Below are 17,352 nucleotides of genomic sequence, written 5' to 3' on the forward strand. Positions count from 1 at the left end.
CCGCCGATGCGAATCGTTTACTTGGGCGCCGGCGCAGGGGGCATGTACTGCGGCTCTTGCCTGCACGACAACACGCTGGTGGCCGCGCTCATTGCCCAGGGGGCCGATGCCCTGCTGGTGCCGACGTATACGCCGCTGCGCGTCGACGAAGAGCCGCAGAGCCAGGGGCGGATCTTCTTCGGCGGTATCAACGTCTACCTCCAACAGCTCTCTCCGCTGTTTCGCAAGACGCCCTGGTTCGTCGATCGCTGGCTCGACTCGCCGGGGCTGATCAACTGGCTTACCCGACGCGCCGGCGCGACCGACCCGGCCGACTTGGGCGAGCTGACTGTGTCGATGCTGCGCGGCGCCGAGGGCAACCAGCGCAAGGAACTCGACAAGCTCGTCACCTGGCTGGCCGCCGAGGCGCGGCCCGACGTCGTGCATCTGTCCAACGCGATGCTCTTGGGCATGGCCGGCGCGATTCGACACCAGCTCGGCGTGCCGGTCGTCGCGACGCTGTCGGGCGAAGACATCTTTCTCGACAAACTGCGCGAGCCGCATCGCTCGCGTGCCCGTGACGAGTTGCAGAAACGTGCCGCCGACGCAGCCGCATTCGTGGCGCTGAACCGCTACTACGCCGACTACATGCAGGATTACCTACAGGTACCGGCCGAAAAAATCGCGGTCGTGCCGCACGGGCTCAAGTTGGCCGGACATGCCCCCCGGGCGCCGCATCCGGGTGGGGCGCAACCGGTGAAGATCGGCTACTTGGCGCGGATCTGCCCGGACAAGGGACTTCACGCGCTTGTCGACGCCTTTCTGCTGCTGGCCCAGCGCGCCGATCTGCCGCCTTTGCGCCTGCGCGTCGCCGGTTACCTGGGACCGGGTGACCGGGCCTATTTCGAGGCGCAACGCCAGCGGATCGCGGCGGCTGGGCTGGCCGACCAGTTTGATTTCGTCGGCGAAGTCGACCGCGCCGGGAAGATCGCCTTCCTGCAGTCGCTCGACGTGATGAGCGTGCCGACCGTCTACCGCGAAAGCAAAGGCCTCTCGATTCTCGAGGCCTGGGCCAACGCCGTACCGGTCGTCGTGCCCGACCACGGCACCTTTCCGGAACTACTTCGCGACACGGGCGGCGGGCTGCTGTCGCGGGCAGGCGACGTGCCGAGCCTGGCCGACTGTATTGCCGAGTTGGTGCTCGATCTGCCCCGGGCCCACGCCCTGGGCCTGCAAGCCGCAGCCGCGGTGCGCGATCGTTATACGGCGCCGGCCATGGCCTTGCGCACGCTCGAAGTTTACCGGAGGCTCGTCGCGGGCGAGCCTGGTCCCGCAGGGGTATCGGCTACCGCGCTGGGAGGCGGTTGAAGTGATGAGCGAAGTCTATTCCACCCAACGGCGCGTCGAATGGCACGACACGGACGCGGCAGGCATTGCGCATTTCACGGCCTTCTTTCGCTACATGGAGGAGGCCGAACACGAGCTGCTGCGGTCGCGCGGCTTGAGCGTGCTGATGCGCGACGACCTGGGGCAGCAGTTGTCCTGGCCCCGCGTGGCCGTACACTGCGACTATACCGGGTCCGTCAAGTTCGAGGACCTGCTGGACATCGAGGTTCAGATCGCCCGCTTGGGCACGAAGAGCGTGACGTACGACTTCCGCTTTCGTCACGGCGCGCGCGAAGTCGCCCGCGGCACCATCACGGCCGTTTGTTGCCGGATCACCGAGACCGGCGGCATCGAGGCCATCGCCATTTCGGCCGACATTGCCCGTCGGTTAGGCGGGCCCTTCGATTAGGCGGGCCGGCCGAATAGGCCGCTCAGCCTGAAGCTGGCCAACCGGCGCGCGCGATTAGGCAAGCTGTGCGCTGTCGGTCGTGCGCCTCGCATCTTTCAGGAGTACGGTCTCGATCGCTATGTTGAGATGATCGTCTGTTGCGCTGGCGAATCACGCGTCGAGGATCACGCATGACGGAACTTCTGGTGCGCGACGTCTGCAAAGCCTATCCCACTCGCGGCGAGCCGCTGGAGATCCTCCGCGGCTGCTCGCTTTCCCTGGCCCGCGGCGAAGCGGTCGCCGTCTTGGGCCCCAGCGGTTCGGGCAAGAGCACATTGCTGCATGTGCTCGGTGGGCTCGAAGCGCCCACTTCAGGGACCGTTGAGCTGTGCGGCGAGAACCCCTACACGCTTGCTCCGCAGGCTCTGGCGGCGTTTCGCAATCGACGTATCGGCTTCGTGTTCCAGGACCATCACCTGCTGCCGCAGTGCTCGGTGCTCGAGAATGTGCTTGTCCCCGCTCTGGCCGGTGGATCGGCGACGGCTGAGCACGTCGCACGGGCCGGCGAATTGATCAACCGCGTGGGCCTGGCGGCCCGGACCGATCATCGTCCCGCTGAACTCTCCGGCGGCGAGCGACAGCGCGTGGCGATTGCCCGGGCGCTGTTGTTGAGGCCGACCCTGCTCCTGGCCGACGAGCCGACCGGCAATCTCGATCGGACGACCGCGGCGAGCGTCTCGCAGTTGTTCCTGGAGCTGCAGCAGCAGGAACAGATGATCGCCGTGGTGGTCACGCACAGCCTCGAGCTGGCGGCGCTGATGCCGCGGCGGCTCGAACTCGACGCGGGCCGTCTGCGCGAAGCCTCTCCGGTGCTCGAGCGAGACGTGCCATGAATCTGCTGACCCTGGCCGGACGTGGGTTGGTGCATTACGCATCGATGCATGCCGCCGTGCTACTGGGCGTCGTCGCCGGTACCGCGGTCTTGACCGGCGCTTTGATCGTCGGCGATTCGGTGACCGGCAGCCTGCGCTCGCTGACCTTGGAACGGCTTGGCAACATCGACCAGGCGCTCATCGCCGACCGGTTTTTCCGGGCGGCCTTGGCCGGTGAGGTCGCGAGCGACAAGATCGTGCCCGGGACTTTCGCCGCGGTGGTGCCGGCGATCGTGTTGCGCGGTACGGTCGAGAACCCGGCGGCCGGCACGCGGGCCAACGGCGTCAACGTCTTGGGGTGCGACGAGCAATTCGCGCAGGCCGGCGCGGGCGGCCCTCCCCTGCCCTTGGCGGCGACCGAAGCCGTGATCAATGAGGCGTTGGCCGGCGAGTTGGGCGTGAAGATCGGGGACGAGCTCTTGCTGCGAATCCCGGTTTCGCCCGACGTACCGCCCGATAGCCCCTGGGGACGCAAATCGGAATCGGTGCGCAGCCGGCGGCTGCAGATCAAAGCTGTGATTCCCAATCGTGGCCTGGGGCAATTCGCTCTCCGGCCTTCGCAGCGCCAATCGTTGGTGGCCTTCGTCAGCCTGGCCACGCTCCAGGCGGCGCTCGAGGAGCCCGGGCGCGTGAACGCCTTGTTCGCCCTGGGCAACGATCCGCAGCAGCCGGCCCCCGAGGCGGCCGATGCCCAGTTGGCCGCAGCGCTCCGCCCTGAGCTATCCGACTACGGCCTGGCCGTCGAGGTGACCAAACGCGGTTACGTGCGTTTGGCAAGCGACCGGTTGATGATTGCACCGGCGATCGAGCGTACGGCGCTCAAACAACTGGCGCCGTGGGAACCCCGCGGCGTGCTCGCCTACCTGGCGAATTCGATCGCTGCTGGCCAGGGGGAGATTCCCTACTCGACCATCGCGGCCGTCGATTATGACGAGCAGCCGCCCTGGGGACCCTTGGTCGATCCGGCGGGTGAGCCGATCGGGTCGCTGGCTGATGACGAGATCGTGCTCAATCAATGGGCCGCTGGCGACCTGGGCGGCCTGGCGCCTGGCGACGTGGTCCGGATCACCTACTTCGAGCCGGAAAGCACCCACGGCGAGGTGCGCGAACGAACGGCCGAATTCAGCCTGAAGGCGGTCTGCCCGATGAGCGGCGCGGCCGACGATCCGGCTTTGACCCCCGAGGTCCGCGGTGTCACCGATCAGGAGTCGATCGCCGATTGGGACCCGCCTTTCCCGTTTCATGCCGAGCGCGTGCGCGAGCAGGACGAAACCTATTGGGACGAGCATCGGGGCACTCCCAAAGCGTTCGTCAGCCTGGCCACCGGCCAGCGCCTCTGGGGCAGCCGCTTTGGCCGTCTGACGTCGCTGGCGATGCCGGTGCCGGACGAACGTACGCCCGAAGCGGCGGACGAGTTGCAGGGGGAAATTGCCCGGCGCCTGCAGTTCGACAGCGCCGAGCTGGGCATGTCGTTTGCGCCGATCAAGCGCCAAGGGCTGATCGCCGCGCAAGGGACGACGCCGTTCGCCGGACTGTTCCTGGGATTCAGCTTTTTCCTGATCGCGGCCGCGGTGATGCTGGTCGCGTTGCTGTTCCGGTTGGGCATCGAACGCCGCGCCAGCGAAGTTGGAATGCTGCTGGCGCTCGGATTGCGCGCCGCGCAGGTGCGCCGCTTGTTCGTCCTCGAGGCGCTCGTCGTGACGGTGCTGGGCGGCCTGCTCGGAGCGGCGGCGGGCGTGGGTTACGCCTGGCTGATGCTGGCGGGTTTGCGCACCTGGTGGCGCGATGCGGTGAATACCAATGCCCTGCAATTGACGGTGACTCCGCAGAGCCTGCTCATCGGCGCGGCCAGCGGTACGCTCGTCGCCCTGCTGGCGATCGCCTGGTCGGTGTGGAGCGCGGGCCGGGTGTCGGTGCGTCGCTTGCTGGCCGGCGAGATGACCGCGCCGCGGTTGGGTTCGTCGCGCGGTTCGTTCGCGGCCGCGGCCCTGGGCGCGGTGGCGCTGGTGGCTGCCGTGACCTTGGCCGTGTTTTCGCGCGAGCTGACGGCTGAACAACAGGCCGGAGCGTTCTTTGGCAGCGGTGCCCTGGCGCTGTTCGCGCTGCTAGCCTGGATCTGGTCGTGGCTGGCCGCCGGGGGCGGTGCGCTGGGCTTGGGCGCGGGCGGTGGGCTGCTGTTGCTTGCCGCGCGCAACGCGGCGCGTGCCGCGGGCCGCAGCGCGCTGACGATTGCCTTGGTGGCGGTCGCGTGCTTCTTGATCGTGGCCCTGAGCGCGTTTCGCATCGATCCGGCCGGCGACGTGCCCAGCCGCACCGACGGTACGGGCGGCTTTGCGCTGGTGGCCGAATCGGATCATCCCTTGTATGTGAATCCTGACGACGCCGATGCACGCGCTGATCTGGGATTCAGCCCGCAAGCCGAGCAGGTGCTGGCCGGGGCGAAGATCTTTCCCCTGCGCGTGAGGCCCGGCGACGACGCCAGTTGCCTGAATCTTTACCAGCCGCGCCAGCCGCGCGTGTTGGGCGTGCCGCCTGACCTGGTCCAGCGCGGCGGCTTTGACTGGGCGCAGACGGCGCCGCCTGTGGGCCCCCACGCGCGCGACGAGGCGGACAATCCTTGGCGGCTGCTCGAACGCTCGTTACCAGCGGATGAACACGGCCGTCCGCGGGTGCCCGCGGTCATCGATTTCAATACGGCCATGTACAGCATGCACCTGTGGCAAGGCGTCGGGGCGACGTTTTCGCTCGACGACGGGCAAGGCGGCACGATCACGCTCGAAGTCGTCGGCCTGCTGCAAAACAGCATTCTTCAAGGCGACGTGTTGATTGCCGAGTCGCAGTTCAAGCGGCTTTTTCCCGCGCAGAGCGGGTTTCGCATTTTGCTCGTCGACGCCCCACCGCAGGATGCGGCGGCGGTGCAACAAGCCCTCGAATCGAACTTGAGCGATTTCGGCGTCGACGCGCAGCCTACCTTGACCCGGTTGGCCGGGTTTGCGGCGGTGCAGAACACGTACCTGTCGACCTTCCAAAGCCTCGGCGGCTTGGGGCTGCTGCTGGGCACGCTCGGTCTGGCCACCGTGCAGCTTCGCAACGTTCTGGAGCGGCGCGGCGAGCTGGCGCTGTTGCAAGCCGTCGGTTTTGCCCGCGGACGCGTGGCCGAGCTGGTCCTCTGGGAGCAGGTGTGGCTGCTGGCGACGGGCCTGATCGTCGGCGTCGTGGCGGCGCTCGTGGCGGTTCTGCCGCACTGGCTCCTGCATCGCGCCACGGTGCCCTGGCAGTCGCTTGGCCTGACGCTGGCGGCCGTGGTCGTGGCAGGACTCCTGGCAAGTTTGTTCGCCGTCCGAGCGGCGATGTCGGAGCAACTGATTGCGGCGCTGCGCGGAGATTAACGCCCTGCGGCGCGTGGCCTCCCGCCGTGTGCCTGGCGTTCGCCAGCGGGCGTCCGCGGTGGTAGAATCGCCCGCCGAACCTTTACCCATCTGCGAGAGAGCGATGAAAGATTCCGTGCTGGTGGTGGCGTCGATCGGCTTGACGGTGTTGTGCTGGGGGCTCTATGGACCGCTGTTGCACAACGGCCAGGTGGGCATGTCCGGCAGCCGGTTGCGGCCTTTGCTGTGCGTGGGCATCGCCTATTTCATCATCGCCGTCGTGGTGCCGATTGCCGTGCTCATGACGCGCGGCGAACAGGGCCATTGGACGTTTTCGGGCACGAGTTGGAGCCTGTTGGCGGGCACCGCCGGCGCCGTGGGGGCCCTGGGGATCATCCTGGCCTTCAACTACGGTGGCAAGCCGGCCTACGTCATGCCGATGGTGTTTGGGTTCGCCCCGCTGATCAATGCGATGTTCTCGTTCGCCACCAAGGGATTGAATCGTAATGAGCCCATGCTGTTGGGCATGCATCTAGCGGGATTGCTCCTGGTGGGGATCGGCGCATTCCTCGTGTTGACGACGGCGACGCGGCTGGTGCCACATGGGCCCAAGCCGGCGGCCGCCGCACCCGAGGCCTCGAACGCAGCGCAACCAACCGATACTTCGGCGCACTGAGTGCGGGTCTACACGCCGCGGCCTGGCCCGAACCAGGCGATGTGCAGCCGCGGGCAGAAGTGGTAACCACGCGCCCTGCAGTAAGGTTCGAGCCAGGTGCCGATCGCCGCCAGCCGAGTCGTGTTGGTACCCTCAGGCATGAGCCACACCTGGTCGCGCTCGATTTCCGGGATGCGCGTGAGAAAGTCTTCGATCTCGGCCAGATCCGTCTCGGCTGCGACGACAAATTTGCACTGGAACGGGTAGTCCCGCACCAGCCGGCGAAGCACGTCGGGCCGCTGACGCGTGCGTTCGTGGCGCTCGCGCCACTTTGGAGCGCGCAACGGATCGGGCGTCGAGTTCGATAGCTTGGGGCTGATCGACATCAGGTCGCAAGTGACCGGCAGATCGAGCGTGCCGGCCGTTTCGATCGTGATCACACGCCCCGCGGTGCGCAGTGCCGCAGTCAACGGGACCAGCTCGGCATGCAGCATCGGTTCGCCGCCCGTGATGACCACGTGCTGGGCATCCAATTCCAACGCTCGCGAGAGAATCTCTTCGAACGCAAGATCGTCGCCCTCGGGCTCCCAAGAGGTATACGGCGTATCGCAAAACCCACAGCGCAGGTTACAGCCGCTGGTGCGCACGAAGACACTGTCGGAGCCGGCCCATTGTCCTTCACCCTGCAGCGAACGAAAGATTTCGGCGATTCTCATTGGGCGTAAGGGACCGGATCCGTCAAGCCCGCTTCGGCAAAGCCGCGCAGCCGCAAGACGCAGGCATCGCAGCGACCGCAGCTCACTCCCTGTGCGTTCGGGTCGTAACAGGTATGGGTCAGTGAATAATCGACGCCCAATTGCGTGCCGCGCTCGATGATCTGCGCCTTGGTCCAATGCACCAGGGGGGCATGAATGCGGAACTGCAACCGGCCCTCGACGCCCGCCTTGGTGGCCAGGTTGGCCAGCCGCTCGAACGCGGCGAGGAATTCCGGTCGGCAGTCGGGATACCCGCTGTAATCGACCGCGTTGACGCCGACGAACAGGTCGCCGGCGCCGCACGTCTCGGCCAGCGCCAAGCCCAAGGCCAGCAGCACCGTATTCCGGGCCGGCACATAGGTGACAGGGATTCCGGCGGTCAGTTCTTCGTCGGCTCGATCCTTGGGGACCGCGATGGCCGCGTCGGTCAGCGCGCTGCCTCCAAAGGCCGACAGGTCAAGCCGCTGCACCAGGTGCCGGGCGATGCCCAGCGACTGCGCCACGCGCCGCGCCGCGTCGAGTTCGAATCGATGCCGCTGGCCGTAATCGACGCTCAAGGCGACGAGTTCGAACCCCGCGGCGCGCGCAATCGCCGCCGTGGTGGCCGAATCGAGGCCCCCGGACAATAACACCACGGCTCGAGGAGCATTCGTCGTCATCGTTTGCACAGTTGCGCGCCATCATGCCAGAATGGCCGCGAGCCGAAAAGGAGCCCTGCTGCATGCCCGCCGACTTCCGCCAGATGCTCGAAACCTTCGACAACCAGTTCCCCGAGCGGGAATACACGATCGAAATCGTTTGTCCCGAGTTCACGTCGGTATGCCCCAAGACGGGACAGCCCGATTTTGGCACCCTGACGTTCGAGTATGTGCCGGACCGGCGGTGCGTCGAGCTCAAGAGCTTGAAGCTGTACTTGCAGCAATATCGCAACGAGGGCGTATTCTACGAGCATATCACCAACCGCATTCTGGACGACGTGGCCGGTGTCACGCAGCCGCGGCGGATGAAGCTCACCGCGGCCTTCACGCCGCGCGGCGGCATTTCCACCCGCGTGGTGGTCGAGTATCGCCGCGGAGCCTAGCAGCCCCCGGGGGAGCGTGCGCCGGACTGCTAGGAGGAGCCCTGGCCGAGTTCTGCATAGAGCGCCGGCAAGAAGATCGCCAGGTGCGACATCTCCTGCGAGCAATGCACCAAGAGAGCGCTGCTCAGCGCCGGCGGGGCCTTGAGCACGCGTTTGGCTGCCGCGACCATCAGCGCTCCCACCGGCCCGCCGCTTCGCGCGCCGGCATTCGAGCCCGCCAGCCAGAACCGCGAACGCATGACCGAGCCCGTCGCGGTCCGCGTGACATAGTGCATCAAATAGCCGATGTCGATCGGCGCGCGGGCAAAGCCCACGCGAGCGCACACGGCGGTCGCGAGCGCCGGATCGGCCAGCAGGCGAGGATCGAGCCCGAATTCTTCCGGCGGCCGGAATTGAATCGCGTAGCTGCCCAGTTCGCTGCCGACGTACTCGTCGACGCACGAGGTTTGTCCGACATAGCGGTCACGGCCGGCTGCGCCGCGCCCCGCCCGCGTCCGCCACTCGGCATGCACATGGGCGTGCGGGTTCCAGAGCTTGTAGCGCTGCGGTTCGTCGCTGTGCCATCCGAACCACCAATCGATCATGTTCGGCGACACGCCGGGCATGTCGGTCACGAGCGCAATCCGCTGAGCGCCGTCAGGCCCGACGCAATAGGCGTTGTCCACGAGCGGCTCGCCCGATTCGAAAATCCGTGGTGCTTCGTCCCAGGGCGGCAACAGCGGCCCAGCGATCGGACCCTGGAGCAGCGCCTCGTGGATATGCGACGGGAGCGGTCCCAACGTCGGGTTCCAATGACGGGCATAAGGCTTGCCGTCAAGATCTCCAGGGCGCATGCCGAGGTAGCGTGGTCCGGCCAGATGGGTGTTGCTCATGGCCGGCCCATCCAGGGATAGAATCGCCCGTCGGGATCATATTGAGCGCGCACAGTGTCGAGCCGTGTCAGGTTCTTATCCGTGGCGAAGCGCGCCGGTCGCTGGCCCAGGTTTTCGTCGGCCAACTGACAGCCCGTGGCCAGATGCTCCATTTCACGCATCCGGCTGACGGGCCAATCGACGAACTGCAGGTCGTCGTGCGCGTGTTTCCAAACCGAGTAGAGCGCGAGGTAGATGTTGTCTTCCATCGAATAGGCCATGTCGGGGCGCTCGCTCGGCGGAGCCCAATTCATCCACAGCATGTGCGACGGCGCCGGCGGCAAGGTGTCGGCAATCCGCCGCAATCCCGGCAGCAATTCGGCATACGTCGCGTGAGTCCACATGTTGTCGACCGCATAGCGATGGCCGTCGGGATAGTGCGACATCACACCGCGGTACATCGGTCCGAGGCCCGAGGGAACGAAGGACACGGCCCAATTCGCGCGGCGGCGATGCGGATTGCGATTGAAAAACGACAACAATCGCCAGGCCTGGCGATAGCCATCGGCGAAGATGGGGGCCACGACCGTGAACCCCGCGCCGCGCACGCCCGGCGTGTGACGCGACATGAGCGCCTGCAGCTCGATTTCGACCGGCACCTGCGGTCCGACTTCGTGCATCCACCCGAAAACATCCTCGAGCAGCTCGATGCGATAGGTTTGTGCGGCAAACCCGATCACCTTGGGCCGTGGATACAGCCGCAGGTGAAATCGAGTGACGATGCCGAAGAACCCTGGACCTGCGCCGCGCGCGGCCCAATACAGCTCGGCATTCTGCGCGGGACTGGCATGAACCAGCGCGCCGTCGGCCGTCACGACGTCCACGGCCTCGACGCTCATGCATGCTGGACCGAGTGCCCGGCTGTGCCAGCCATAACCGCCTTGCAGCAGGTAGCCCCCCACGGCGACGCCACGGCAATGTCCGGCCGGAAAGAACACCCCTTGCCGCACGAGCATCCCGGCCAGCTCGGCGCCTGTGCACCCGGGCCCAACCGTGGCACGCAGTCGCTGCGCGTCGACATGCGCCTCGTCGAGCCGGGACAAGTCGAGCAACAGGCCGCCCTCGCGAAGATGGTTTCCCGACCAGCTATGGCCGCCCGAGCACGCGCTGAGCCGCAGTCGCTCGCGCCGGGCCAGAGCGACTGCCGCGACGACGTCGTAGACGTCGTTCGCTTGCACGATCATGTCGGGAAACCGGTCGGGCACCCGGCGATTCCACATCACCGCCTGGCGTGCGGCTTCATAACCCGCTTCGCCGCGGCGATAGGTGTGGCCACGTGCCTGGCGAGCTTGTGTCGTCATGACGAATTCCGGCACGAAGGGTCGAACAACTCAGCCGGGCGACAGTCGCCGTTGGACCTCGGCAAAGATCTCGTACATCGCGTCGAGATAGGAGGTCGCGTCGCGCGGGGCCATCGTCAGCGGTGGGCTCACGCGCAGCACGCGTCCGGCCAGCGGCCCCAGGAGATGAATCGCCCGGCCTGAGCGATCGCCCAGGTAGCAGGCCTCGACGCACGCGTTAGCCACATGTGCGGCATCGTGCGTGCCGACGCCCGCACATTCGATGCCCCATACGCAACCCTCGCCGCGGACGTTGGCGACCAGGCCCAACTCGGTCAGGCGCAGCAGCCCGCGCTCGAGAGCCAGGCTCAATTCGGCTGCGTTTTCGAGTACGCCGCCGGTCTCGAATTCGTCCAGCGTGGCCAGGACGGCGGCGCTGGCCAGCGGGTTGGCGCTCCAGGTGTCCGAAGCCTGGCCATAGTGCAGCGCGGCAAACAAATCGGCGCGACCGACCGCGGCGCTCACCGGCACGCCGTTGCCCAGCCCCTTGCCGAGCACGACGATGTCGGGCTCGACGCCGTAGTGCGTAAACGCATACATCGATCCGGTCCGGCCGAAGTTGGCCTGCACTTCGTCGAGGATCAAAATCCAATCGTGCCGCCGGCACCACTGCTCGAGCAATTGCAGGTACTCGCGTTGCGGATGGAACGAGCCGCCGCCGCCGAGATACGGCTCGGTGATCAGGCAACAAATGCGGTCGCCGAACTCCTCGACCAGGGCCTGCAACTCGGCCTCGTAGGGCCGCAAGTCGAGCGGCTGGCGCCGGCGCTCGACGCTGATGCACTCGGCGGTGGGAAAGCTGATGAATCGCACGCGCGGGTCGCGATCCGGATCGTTCTCGGTGCCCGTCACCGCCCCGGCAAGTCCCTTTTTGCCGTGAAAGCCCGCGCGGGTCGCCAGGATGACGTTTTGCGGTCCGGGGCGTCGCTCGAGAGCCGTCCAGAGGGCCTTTTGGATCGCTTCGCTGCCGCTGGCCGACCAGACGACCTGTTCGCACCGCGCCCCGCCGGGCTGGCTACGCAGATTTGCCAGCAGTCGTTCCGAGGCCTGCACCTCGAGTTCGGTCAAGGCGTTGTAAGCGGTCAGCGGAGCGGCGGAAAAATAATCCCCGTCCGGCAGTGCCTGGGGCAGCCCCAGGTAGCCGAAAACACGCTGCCACCAACGCGCCGGATTGTGGCCCAGGTTTGCCACCAGCACGCCGGATGTGAAGTCGGCCAGCTTGCGGCCCTCGGGCGTCCAGTGATAGGCACCGGCGCTGCGGGCCAATGCCGCCAGGCTCGGCGTATAGGTCCGCTGGGCCAAGGGCTCGACCCGGACTAGACGTCGCCGCAACTCATTCGACTGCGTTTCGCCCGGATGCTGAATGGCCGGGTTCGCCGGATATTGCTCGTGCATGTTCAAGGGGCCCGTGAGTCGTGCCGCGTGCGGATTATACACTTGGATGGTAGATAACTTCCGGCGCAGCGCGGCCGGGCTGCCACAGCGCCAGCCCACCGGCCGGACCGTTGACCGTCACCAGGCAGTTCGGCTGGCCGGCCGCGTGGCACGCCAGAAGTGCTTCCATCGCCTGCACGGCGGCGACGGTTTGCCGGTCGGCCGCGAGATCGTCATAGGCCAATTGTCGCATGGCCTGCCGACGTTCGACGCGCGTGTCGGGCGAACCGCCGAACTCGACGTAGGCCACCTCGCGAAAGAATCGTTCGATGGTCTCGATGCCGTAGCCGCGTTGGCTGCGTTCGCCCCACGGCTCGACGAACTGTCCATTGTAGTGGTTGTTGAGGGTCGTCTTGCGTTTCAAGGGGGTCACTCCCTCGATCGTCAATTCGACGCCACGTTTGCGGCTGTGGCCGTTCCACACGCCGTTGTCGAAGCGGAATTGCACTTCTTGCTCGACGTAGCCGGGAAAATTGTCGGGCGTGACCCACGAAGTGTGGATGTCGAACGCCGCCTCGCGCCCGTCGTCGTAGACATAGCCGAGCCGCAACTGCGTCGAATCCCAGGTCGGACCGCCGGCCGGCCCGACAATGCCGCGCTGCCCGGTGCAGGCCACGGACTGCAAGCGTCCGCCGAACGTGAAATCGATCAGCTTGATGTAATGCACCGCCACATAGGTGCCGGGGTTGCGGCCGTGAATCCATTCGGCAAACTGCGAGCCGGAAATGCTCTTGGGCTCCAACAGCGAACAGTAGCCGTTGTTGACGTGCCGCAGCTCGCCGTCGACGACGAGCGTCCGCAGACGCTTGTGGTCGGGATCGAGCAGCTTGTGATAGACCACCTTGGCCAGCACGCCTTGCGCATCGGCCAGGGCCGTCAGTTCGTCGAGTTCGGCCAGCGACAGCACCGAGGGCTTTTCGATCAGCACGTGTTTGCCGGCGGCCAGGGCCGCACGCGCCAGCTCGAAATGCCGGTCGTCGGGCGTGGCGACGCAAACCGCTTCGACATCGGCGGCCAGCAGTTGCTCCATCGCCTGGGAGCCGGAGAAATTCTGGAAGCCGGCCATCCGGCCCCGCGCCTGTTGCAAGTAGGACGCAGCGCGTTGACCGGTGCGGCTGGCCACGGCCGCCAACTCGACGTCGCAGACGCCAAATCGCCGGTCGGCCAGCGGCCGCCCCTCGACCTGCTCGAAAAACGGCCGGTACGTCTCGTCAAAGATCATCCCGACCCCGCACATTCCTGCGCGGATCGTATGGCCGGCGACCGTCGGATTGGAGCGAGGGGCGTGCGCGCGCGACATAGGCAATCAGGAACACTTGACCGGCCGCCAATCGTACCCTGACCGCACACGCCGAGCCAGTTCGCAGGCGACCCCGGCGCCGGGGCGAACGCGTTGGCCCCTTGCGGCTCTGCGGGGAGCGACCCACAATTACCGCCTTGCGCTCCCTGCTCCGCCCGAGGAAACCAGGCATGATCGAACGTCCCAGTGTGATTCTCAGCGGATTTGCCGACGAAGCGGCCAATCAAAAGACCGCCGTCCAGCAATTTGCCGCGTTTGCCGCGCTGGGGCTGCAGTATTACAGCCTGCGGTTTATCGATGCCGGCGAGGGCATCAAGAACGTCATGCAGCTCAAAGTGTCGGAGATCCAGAAGATCCGGCACCTGGAAGACGAATACGGCCTGAACGTCTCGTCGATCGGTTCGCCGATCGGCAAAGTCAAACTGCTCGACGTCAACGACGGCACCAAGAACGCGTTCGTGCCCTTCAAGAAATACCTGGCCAAGGACGTGGCCCGGGCCTGCGAATTGGCCCATGCCTTTGAGACCAAACTGATCCGCGGCTTCTCGTTCTATCACCCCCGCGGAACCGAGCCCCGCGACCATTTGCCGCAAGTGGTCGATCAGTTGGGCCAGATCGTCGAGACCTGCCATCGGTCCGACCTGACCTTCGGCTTGGAGATCGAGGCCAACCTGGTCGGGCAGACCGGTCAACTGCTGGCCGAGATACAGCGGCAGGTCGATCACCCGGCCCTGATGCTGATCTTCGACGGCGCCAACGTGCTTTGCCAGGGTTATTCGCCGTCCGAGGTTTACGAGCAGTACCAGGCGATGAAGCATGCCGTCGGCTGGATGCATATCAAGGACTATCGCGCTCCGCGCGGCGTCGCGCGGCAGCGTGGGCACGTGGACGAGGACGCGCTCGAGCTTTTTGTCCCCGCCGACGTCGGCGAATCGGCCCACGAGGCGGTGCTCAAGGACTTCCGCGACCAGATTCCCAAGCTCGAGAAGAAGCTCAAGCGCCGCGGCATCCCCGGCGTGTTCCTCGACCTGGAGCCGCATCTCAAAGGCGGCGGCCAATTCGGAGGTTTCAGCGGCCCGGACGGCATGGGCGTCGCACTGCGCGGACTGTGCCGCGTGCTCGACTACGTGGGGCTGAACTACCACCTCCGCGATTTCGACGACATCCGCGCGCTGCGGGGCCGCTAGAGAACGGCATCAGGCGGGGCGCCAACGGCATCAGGCGGGGCGCCACAGGTCGATCGGCCGCGCCGCGTCGGTCGCAAAGGGCAGCTTGATCTTGCGCCCCTGCCCGGCCGACGCATACGCGGCCATCACAGCTTCGAGCACGGCCCGGCCGTCCTCGCCGCTGACCAGGGGCGGGCGATCGTCGCGCACGCAAGCCACGAAATGCGCCAGCTCCTGCGGGAACCCGTAGTTCCACGCTTCTTCGTAGATCGTGAACGACCAGCCGGCGGTGCTGCCGGCTTTCTCAACGGCGTAGTCGTAGCCGCGGCGCGAATAGGTGTGGATCGAATTGCCGCGCAGCAGGTCGGCATAGGCCTGACCCTCGCTGCCGTAGACCTCGGCCCGATCGTCCATGCCGCCCGGCTTGCACCAACTGTCCTCGGCCAGCGCCGTGCAGCCGTTGTCGAATTCGACGATCAACAGGGCCTCATCGTCGCCGCGCGTGCGATCGCCGTGGACGTGCGTGGCCAGTTGCGCGTAGACGCTGGTGATCTTTGGCCGCGCCGTGCAGTCGGGGCCCGAGAGCAGCCAGCGAAAGAACTCGATGGCGTGGCATCCCATGTCGAGCAGCACCCCGCCGCCGCTGCGCTGCACGTCGTAAAACCAGGCCGAGTGGGGCCCGTCGTGCTTTTCCAACTGCTTGATCAGATGAATGCGCCCCAGGGCACCCGAGTCGACCAATTGCTTAAGCCGCACGTATTTCGGGGCGAAGCACAGTTCTTCGGCGTACATCAACTTGACGCCGGCCGTACGGCAAGCCGCGATCATCGCATCGCATTCGGCCAGATTGAGCGCCATCGGCTTTTCCAGCACGACATGCTTGCCCGCCGCGGCCGCATCGAGCACCAGCCGGCAATGCAGGTCGTTGGGCACGCCCAGGATAACCAACTCGACGTCGGCCAGCGCCAGCAGCTCGCGGTAGTCGGTGAACCAGCGGCCAACGCCCCGGGCCTCGGCGAACCCGCGCACGTGTTCGGCCGTCGGCGAGGCGACGGCCACGACCTCGGCGTCGGGCACGTGCTTGAGCGCCTCGTAATGCAGTGCCGTGATGAATTGGCTGCCGATCAGGCCCACGCCAACGCGCGCCATGCTGAAACCTTTCCGCGGAGTGTCCTGCTGCAACGCAACCGGCCGCGCAGTCTCGCGGCCGGGGGCGGCGTCGTCAAGCAGCACCGCGGCGACGTTTACTCGTCAGAGTCGCTCGCGGCCGGGCCGTTGGAGTCGTCGTTCGCGTCTGTGCCGACTTCAGGGGGAGCCTCGGTCCCGGCTGCGTTGGTGCTCCAGGCCGTCGCTTGCGTCGCGGTCCGAACATCTGCATCTGCGTCGTTGTCCGCATGCTCCGTGGCAGGACTGTCTTGCTCGTCGATCTCGTTGAACGAGCCGATCCGGCTAACCATGATGTTGCCGGTGCTGAGGGCATACTGGATGCCCCAGACGACGGCCACGCCGAACGACACGATGGCCATATAGAAGCTCGTGCTGCTGGTCGACGAGGAGCTACTGAGCAGTACGGCCGAGCAACACAGTGCCACGATTGCCACGACGGCCTTGCCGAGCGTGCTCTGGCGCAACGTCTTGCGCATGTGCTGGCTGATGTGGGCCTTGGCCGATTCGTTCGCCAATTCTCGCAGCGCCGAGAGATCGGCTTTCGATTCCGGGGCCGCGGTTCGCACACGCTCCGCGGGTTGGGCCGTCACGGCTGGCTGCGGAGTCTGTCGCCCGGGGCGCGCCGCCGTCTGTGGCCGCAGCGGCTCGATCGTCTTGCTCATCGCCGCGGCGTCGTTCTCGGCAACCTGTTGGCGTACCCGCGCCATGAGGCGCGCCATGTATTGCTCGACGGTTTCTTCGTGATGTTCTTCGGCCTGAGGTGCCTGCTTCGCCGTGGGCTCGGCTGCTTCGGCCTCATCGCCAGTGCCGTCGGCAGCCGGGTCTGCATCCTCGGCCTCTTCGTGAAGATCACGGGCCTCGCAAGCAGCTGCTGATTCCTCCGTGTCGCCGTCCGATGCGTCGTGCGCTTCCTCGGCTTCGGATTCGGCAGTCAGGCCCCAACGGGATAACACGTCGCGGAGACTCGGTTCTTGTTGCTGCGGCTCGATTTCTTCCGGCAGGCTGTCGCCCGCGTCGCCAGCCTCGTCGCCGGCGCCCAGGTCGTAAGCGTCGTAGCCTGCGGTCTGAAGTGACGCTTCGCTGCCGGCGGCTTCTGCAAGGCTGTCGTCTTCGTCGCTCGTGACCTCCACCGGTTCGGCATCGGCAGCTTCGGGTGCGTAGCTCGTGTACCCCGCGCTGAGCACCGCTTGCTCACGTTCGACGAGTTCTTGTTCGCGGCGGTCGAGCTCTTCGGCGTCGCGAGTCAGCCTGGCTTCGAAGGCTTCCAGCTCGTCCGCTTGTGCGGCGAGTTGCCGCTGTTGCGCTTCCAGCACTGCCTGGCGGTCGTCCAGTTCCTGCGCCAGCCGCGCCGTCTGTTCGGCATCGATCGCTTGAGCGTTTGCCGCCGCGTTCTGCTGCGTGGCCACCTCGGCCTGCCAATCGGCCCGCAGTTGTTAGAGCTGTGTGCGCGCTGTTTCGAGCCCTGCTCGCTGCTGCTCGAGTTCCGCGGC

At 66.4% G+C, this 17,352-nt stretch carries 15 protein-coding genes; 7 read left to right on the top strand and 8 right to left on the bottom strand.

Going from position 1 to position 17,352, the window contains the following annotated elements; all coding sequences use genetic code 11:
• Positions 1-6 precede the first annotated feature (6 nt).
• From K1X74_19330 to K1X74_19350, 5 genes are all read left to right on the top strand, one after another.
• On the top strand, positions 7-1,347 hold the full coding sequence (locus K1X74_19330; GenBank protein MBX7168498.1) for a glycosyltransferase family 4 protein: 1,341 nt from the start codon (positions 7-9) through the stop codon (positions 1,345-1,347).
• Between the two features lie 4 nt (positions 1,348-1,351).
• Positions 1,352-1,774, top strand: a complete 423-nt coding sequence (locus K1X74_19335) for an acyl-CoA thioesterase (GenBank protein ID MBX7168499.1) — start codon at positions 1,352-1,354, stop codon at positions 1,772-1,774.
• Between the two features lie 170 nt (positions 1,775-1,944).
• A complete protein-coding gene (locus K1X74_19340; protein ID MBX7168500.1) occupies positions 1,945-2,646 on the top strand; it encodes an ABC transporter ATP-binding protein in 702 nt (233 codons plus the stop codon).
• Positions 2,643-6,074, top strand: a complete 3,432-nt coding sequence (locus K1X74_19345) for an ABC transporter permease (GenBank protein ID MBX7168501.1) — start codon at positions 2,643-2,645, stop codon at positions 6,072-6,074. The genes K1X74_19340 and K1X74_19345 overlap by 4 nt, the downstream gene beginning before the upstream one ends.
• 103 nt (positions 6,075-6,177) lie before the next feature.
• A complete protein-coding gene (locus K1X74_19350) occupies positions 6,178-6,729 on the top strand; it encodes a hypothetical protein (protein MBX7168502.1) in 552 nt (183 codons plus the stop codon).
• A gap of 8 nt (positions 6,730-6,737) precedes the next feature.
• On the opposite strand, the gene K1X74_19355 is transcribed toward K1X74_19350, so the two are convergent.
• Complete coding sequence (locus K1X74_19355) at positions 6,738-7,424, bottom strand: 7-carboxy-7-deazaguanine synthase QueE (GenBank protein MBX7168503.1); 687 nt, start codon at positions 7,422-7,424, stop codon at positions 6,738-6,740.
• Entirely contained in the window at positions 7,421-8,122 is a 702-nt protein-coding gene (queC, locus tag K1X74_19360) for a 7-cyano-7-deazaguanine synthase QueC (GenBank protein MBX7168504.1), read from the bottom strand. The genes K1X74_19355 and queC overlap by 4 nt, the downstream gene beginning before the upstream one ends.
• Before the next feature lie 62 nt (positions 8,123-8,184).
• Here queC and queF point away from each other — a divergent pair, with 62 nt between their 5' ends.
• The gene (gene queF / locus K1X74_19365; protein MBX7168505.1) at positions 8,185-8,544 is read left to right on the top strand and encodes a preQ(1) synthase; all 360 of its coding nucleotides are present in this window, start codon (positions 8,185-8,187) and stop codon (positions 8,542-8,544) included.
• 29 nt (positions 8,545-8,573) lie between these two features.
• Here queF and K1X74_19370 read toward each other — a convergent pair whose 3' ends face one another.
• Genes K1X74_19370 through K1X74_19385 form a run of 4 tightly spaced genes read right to left on the bottom strand, consistent with a single transcriptional unit; the run spans position 8,574 to position 13,466 of the window.
• Complete coding sequence (locus K1X74_19370; GenBank protein ID MBX7168506.1) at positions 8,574-9,416, bottom strand: hypothetical protein; 843 nt, start codon at positions 9,414-9,416, stop codon at positions 8,574-8,576.
• Positions 9,413-10,756, bottom strand: a complete 1,344-nt coding sequence (locus K1X74_19375; GenBank protein MBX7168507.1) for an FAD-binding oxidoreductase — start codon at positions 10,754-10,756, stop codon at positions 9,413-9,415. The genes K1X74_19370 and K1X74_19375 overlap by 4 nt, the downstream gene beginning before the upstream one ends.
• 30 nt (positions 10,757-10,786) lie before the next feature.
• Entirely contained in the window at positions 10,787-12,232 is a 1,446-nt protein-coding gene (locus K1X74_19380) for an aminotransferase class III-fold pyridoxal phosphate-dependent enzyme (GenBank protein ID MBX7168508.1), read from the bottom strand.
• Complete coding sequence (locus tag K1X74_19385; protein MBX7168509.1) at positions 12,225-13,466, bottom strand: Gfo/Idh/MocA family oxidoreductase; 1,242 nt, start codon at positions 13,464-13,466, stop codon at positions 12,225-12,227. Before K1X74_19385 ends, K1X74_19380 begins: the two co-directional genes overlap by 8 nt.
• Before the next feature lie 233 nt (positions 13,467-13,699).
• Here K1X74_19385 and K1X74_19390 point away from each other — a divergent pair, with 233 nt between their 5' ends.
• Complete coding sequence (locus K1X74_19390; protein MBX7168510.1) at positions 13,700-14,716, top strand: sugar phosphate isomerase/epimerase; 1,017 nt, start codon at positions 13,700-13,702, stop codon at positions 14,714-14,716.
• 30 nt (positions 14,717-14,746) lie between these two features.
• Here the strand turns inward: K1X74_19390 and K1X74_19395 are convergent, their stop codons facing one another.
• A complete protein-coding gene (locus K1X74_19395) occupies positions 14,747-15,844 on the bottom strand; it encodes a Gfo/Idh/MocA family oxidoreductase (GenBank protein ID MBX7168511.1) in 1,098 nt (365 codons plus the stop codon).
• A gap of 95 nt (positions 15,845-15,939) precedes the next feature.
• Positions 15,940-17,268, bottom strand: coding sequence for a hypothetical protein (locus K1X74_19400; protein ID MBX7168512.1), 1,329 nt, complete (start codon positions 17,266-17,268; stop codon positions 15,940-15,942).
• Between the last annotated feature and the right edge of the window lie 84 nt (positions 17,269-17,352).

The sequence above is a fragment of the Pirellulales bacterium genome (assembly GCA_019694435.1).
GTDB lineage: Bacteria > Planctomycetota > Planctomycetia > Pirellulales > JAEUIK01 > JAIBBZ01.

Coding starts and splice junctions, on each gene's coding strand:
- K1X74_19355 (MBX7168503.1), bottom strand. CDS start 7,424: ATGAGAATCGCCGAAATCTTTCGTTCGCTGCAGGGTGAAGGACAATGG.
- K1X74_19350 (MBX7168502.1), top strand. CDS start 6,178: ATGAAAGATTCCGTGCTGGTGGTGGCGTCGATCGGCTTGACGGTGTTG.
- K1X74_19385 (MBX7168509.1), bottom strand. CDS start 13,466: ATGTGCGGGGTCGGGATGATCTTTGACGAGACGTACCGGCCGTTTTTC.
- queF (MBX7168505.1), top strand. CDS start 8,185: ATGCCCGCCGACTTCCGCCAGATGCTCGAAACCTTCGACAACCAGTTC.
- K1X74_19330 (MBX7168498.1), top strand. CDS start 7: ATGCGAATCGTTTACTTGGGCGCCGGCGCAGGGGGCATGTACTGCGGC.
- K1X74_19370 (MBX7168506.1), bottom strand. CDS start 9,416: ATGAGCAACACCCATCTGGCCGGACCACGCTACCTCGGCATGCGCCCT.
- K1X74_19345 (MBX7168501.1), top strand. CDS start 2,643: ATGAATCTGCTGACCCTGGCCGGACGTGGGTTGGTGCATTACGCATCG.
- K1X74_19390 (MBX7168510.1), top strand. CDS start 13,700: ATGATCGAACGTCCCAGTGTGATTCTCAGCGGATTTGCCGACGAAGCG.
- K1X74_19395 (MBX7168511.1), bottom strand. CDS start 15,844: ATGGCGCGCGTTGGCGTGGGCCTGATCGGCAGCCAATTCATCACGGCA.
- K1X74_19335 (MBX7168499.1), top strand. CDS start 1,352: ATGAGCGAAGTCTATTCCACCCAACGGCGCGTCGAATGGCACGACACG.
- K1X74_19340 (MBX7168500.1), top strand. CDS start 1,945: ATGACGGAACTTCTGGTGCGCGACGTCTGCAAAGCCTATCCCACTCGC.
- K1X74_19375 (MBX7168507.1), bottom strand. CDS start 10,756: ATGACGACACAAGCTCGCCAGGCACGTGGCCACACCTATCGCCGCGGC.
- queC (MBX7168504.1), bottom strand. CDS start 8,122: ATGACGACGAATGCTCCTCGAGCCGTGGTGTTATTGTCCGGGGGCCTC.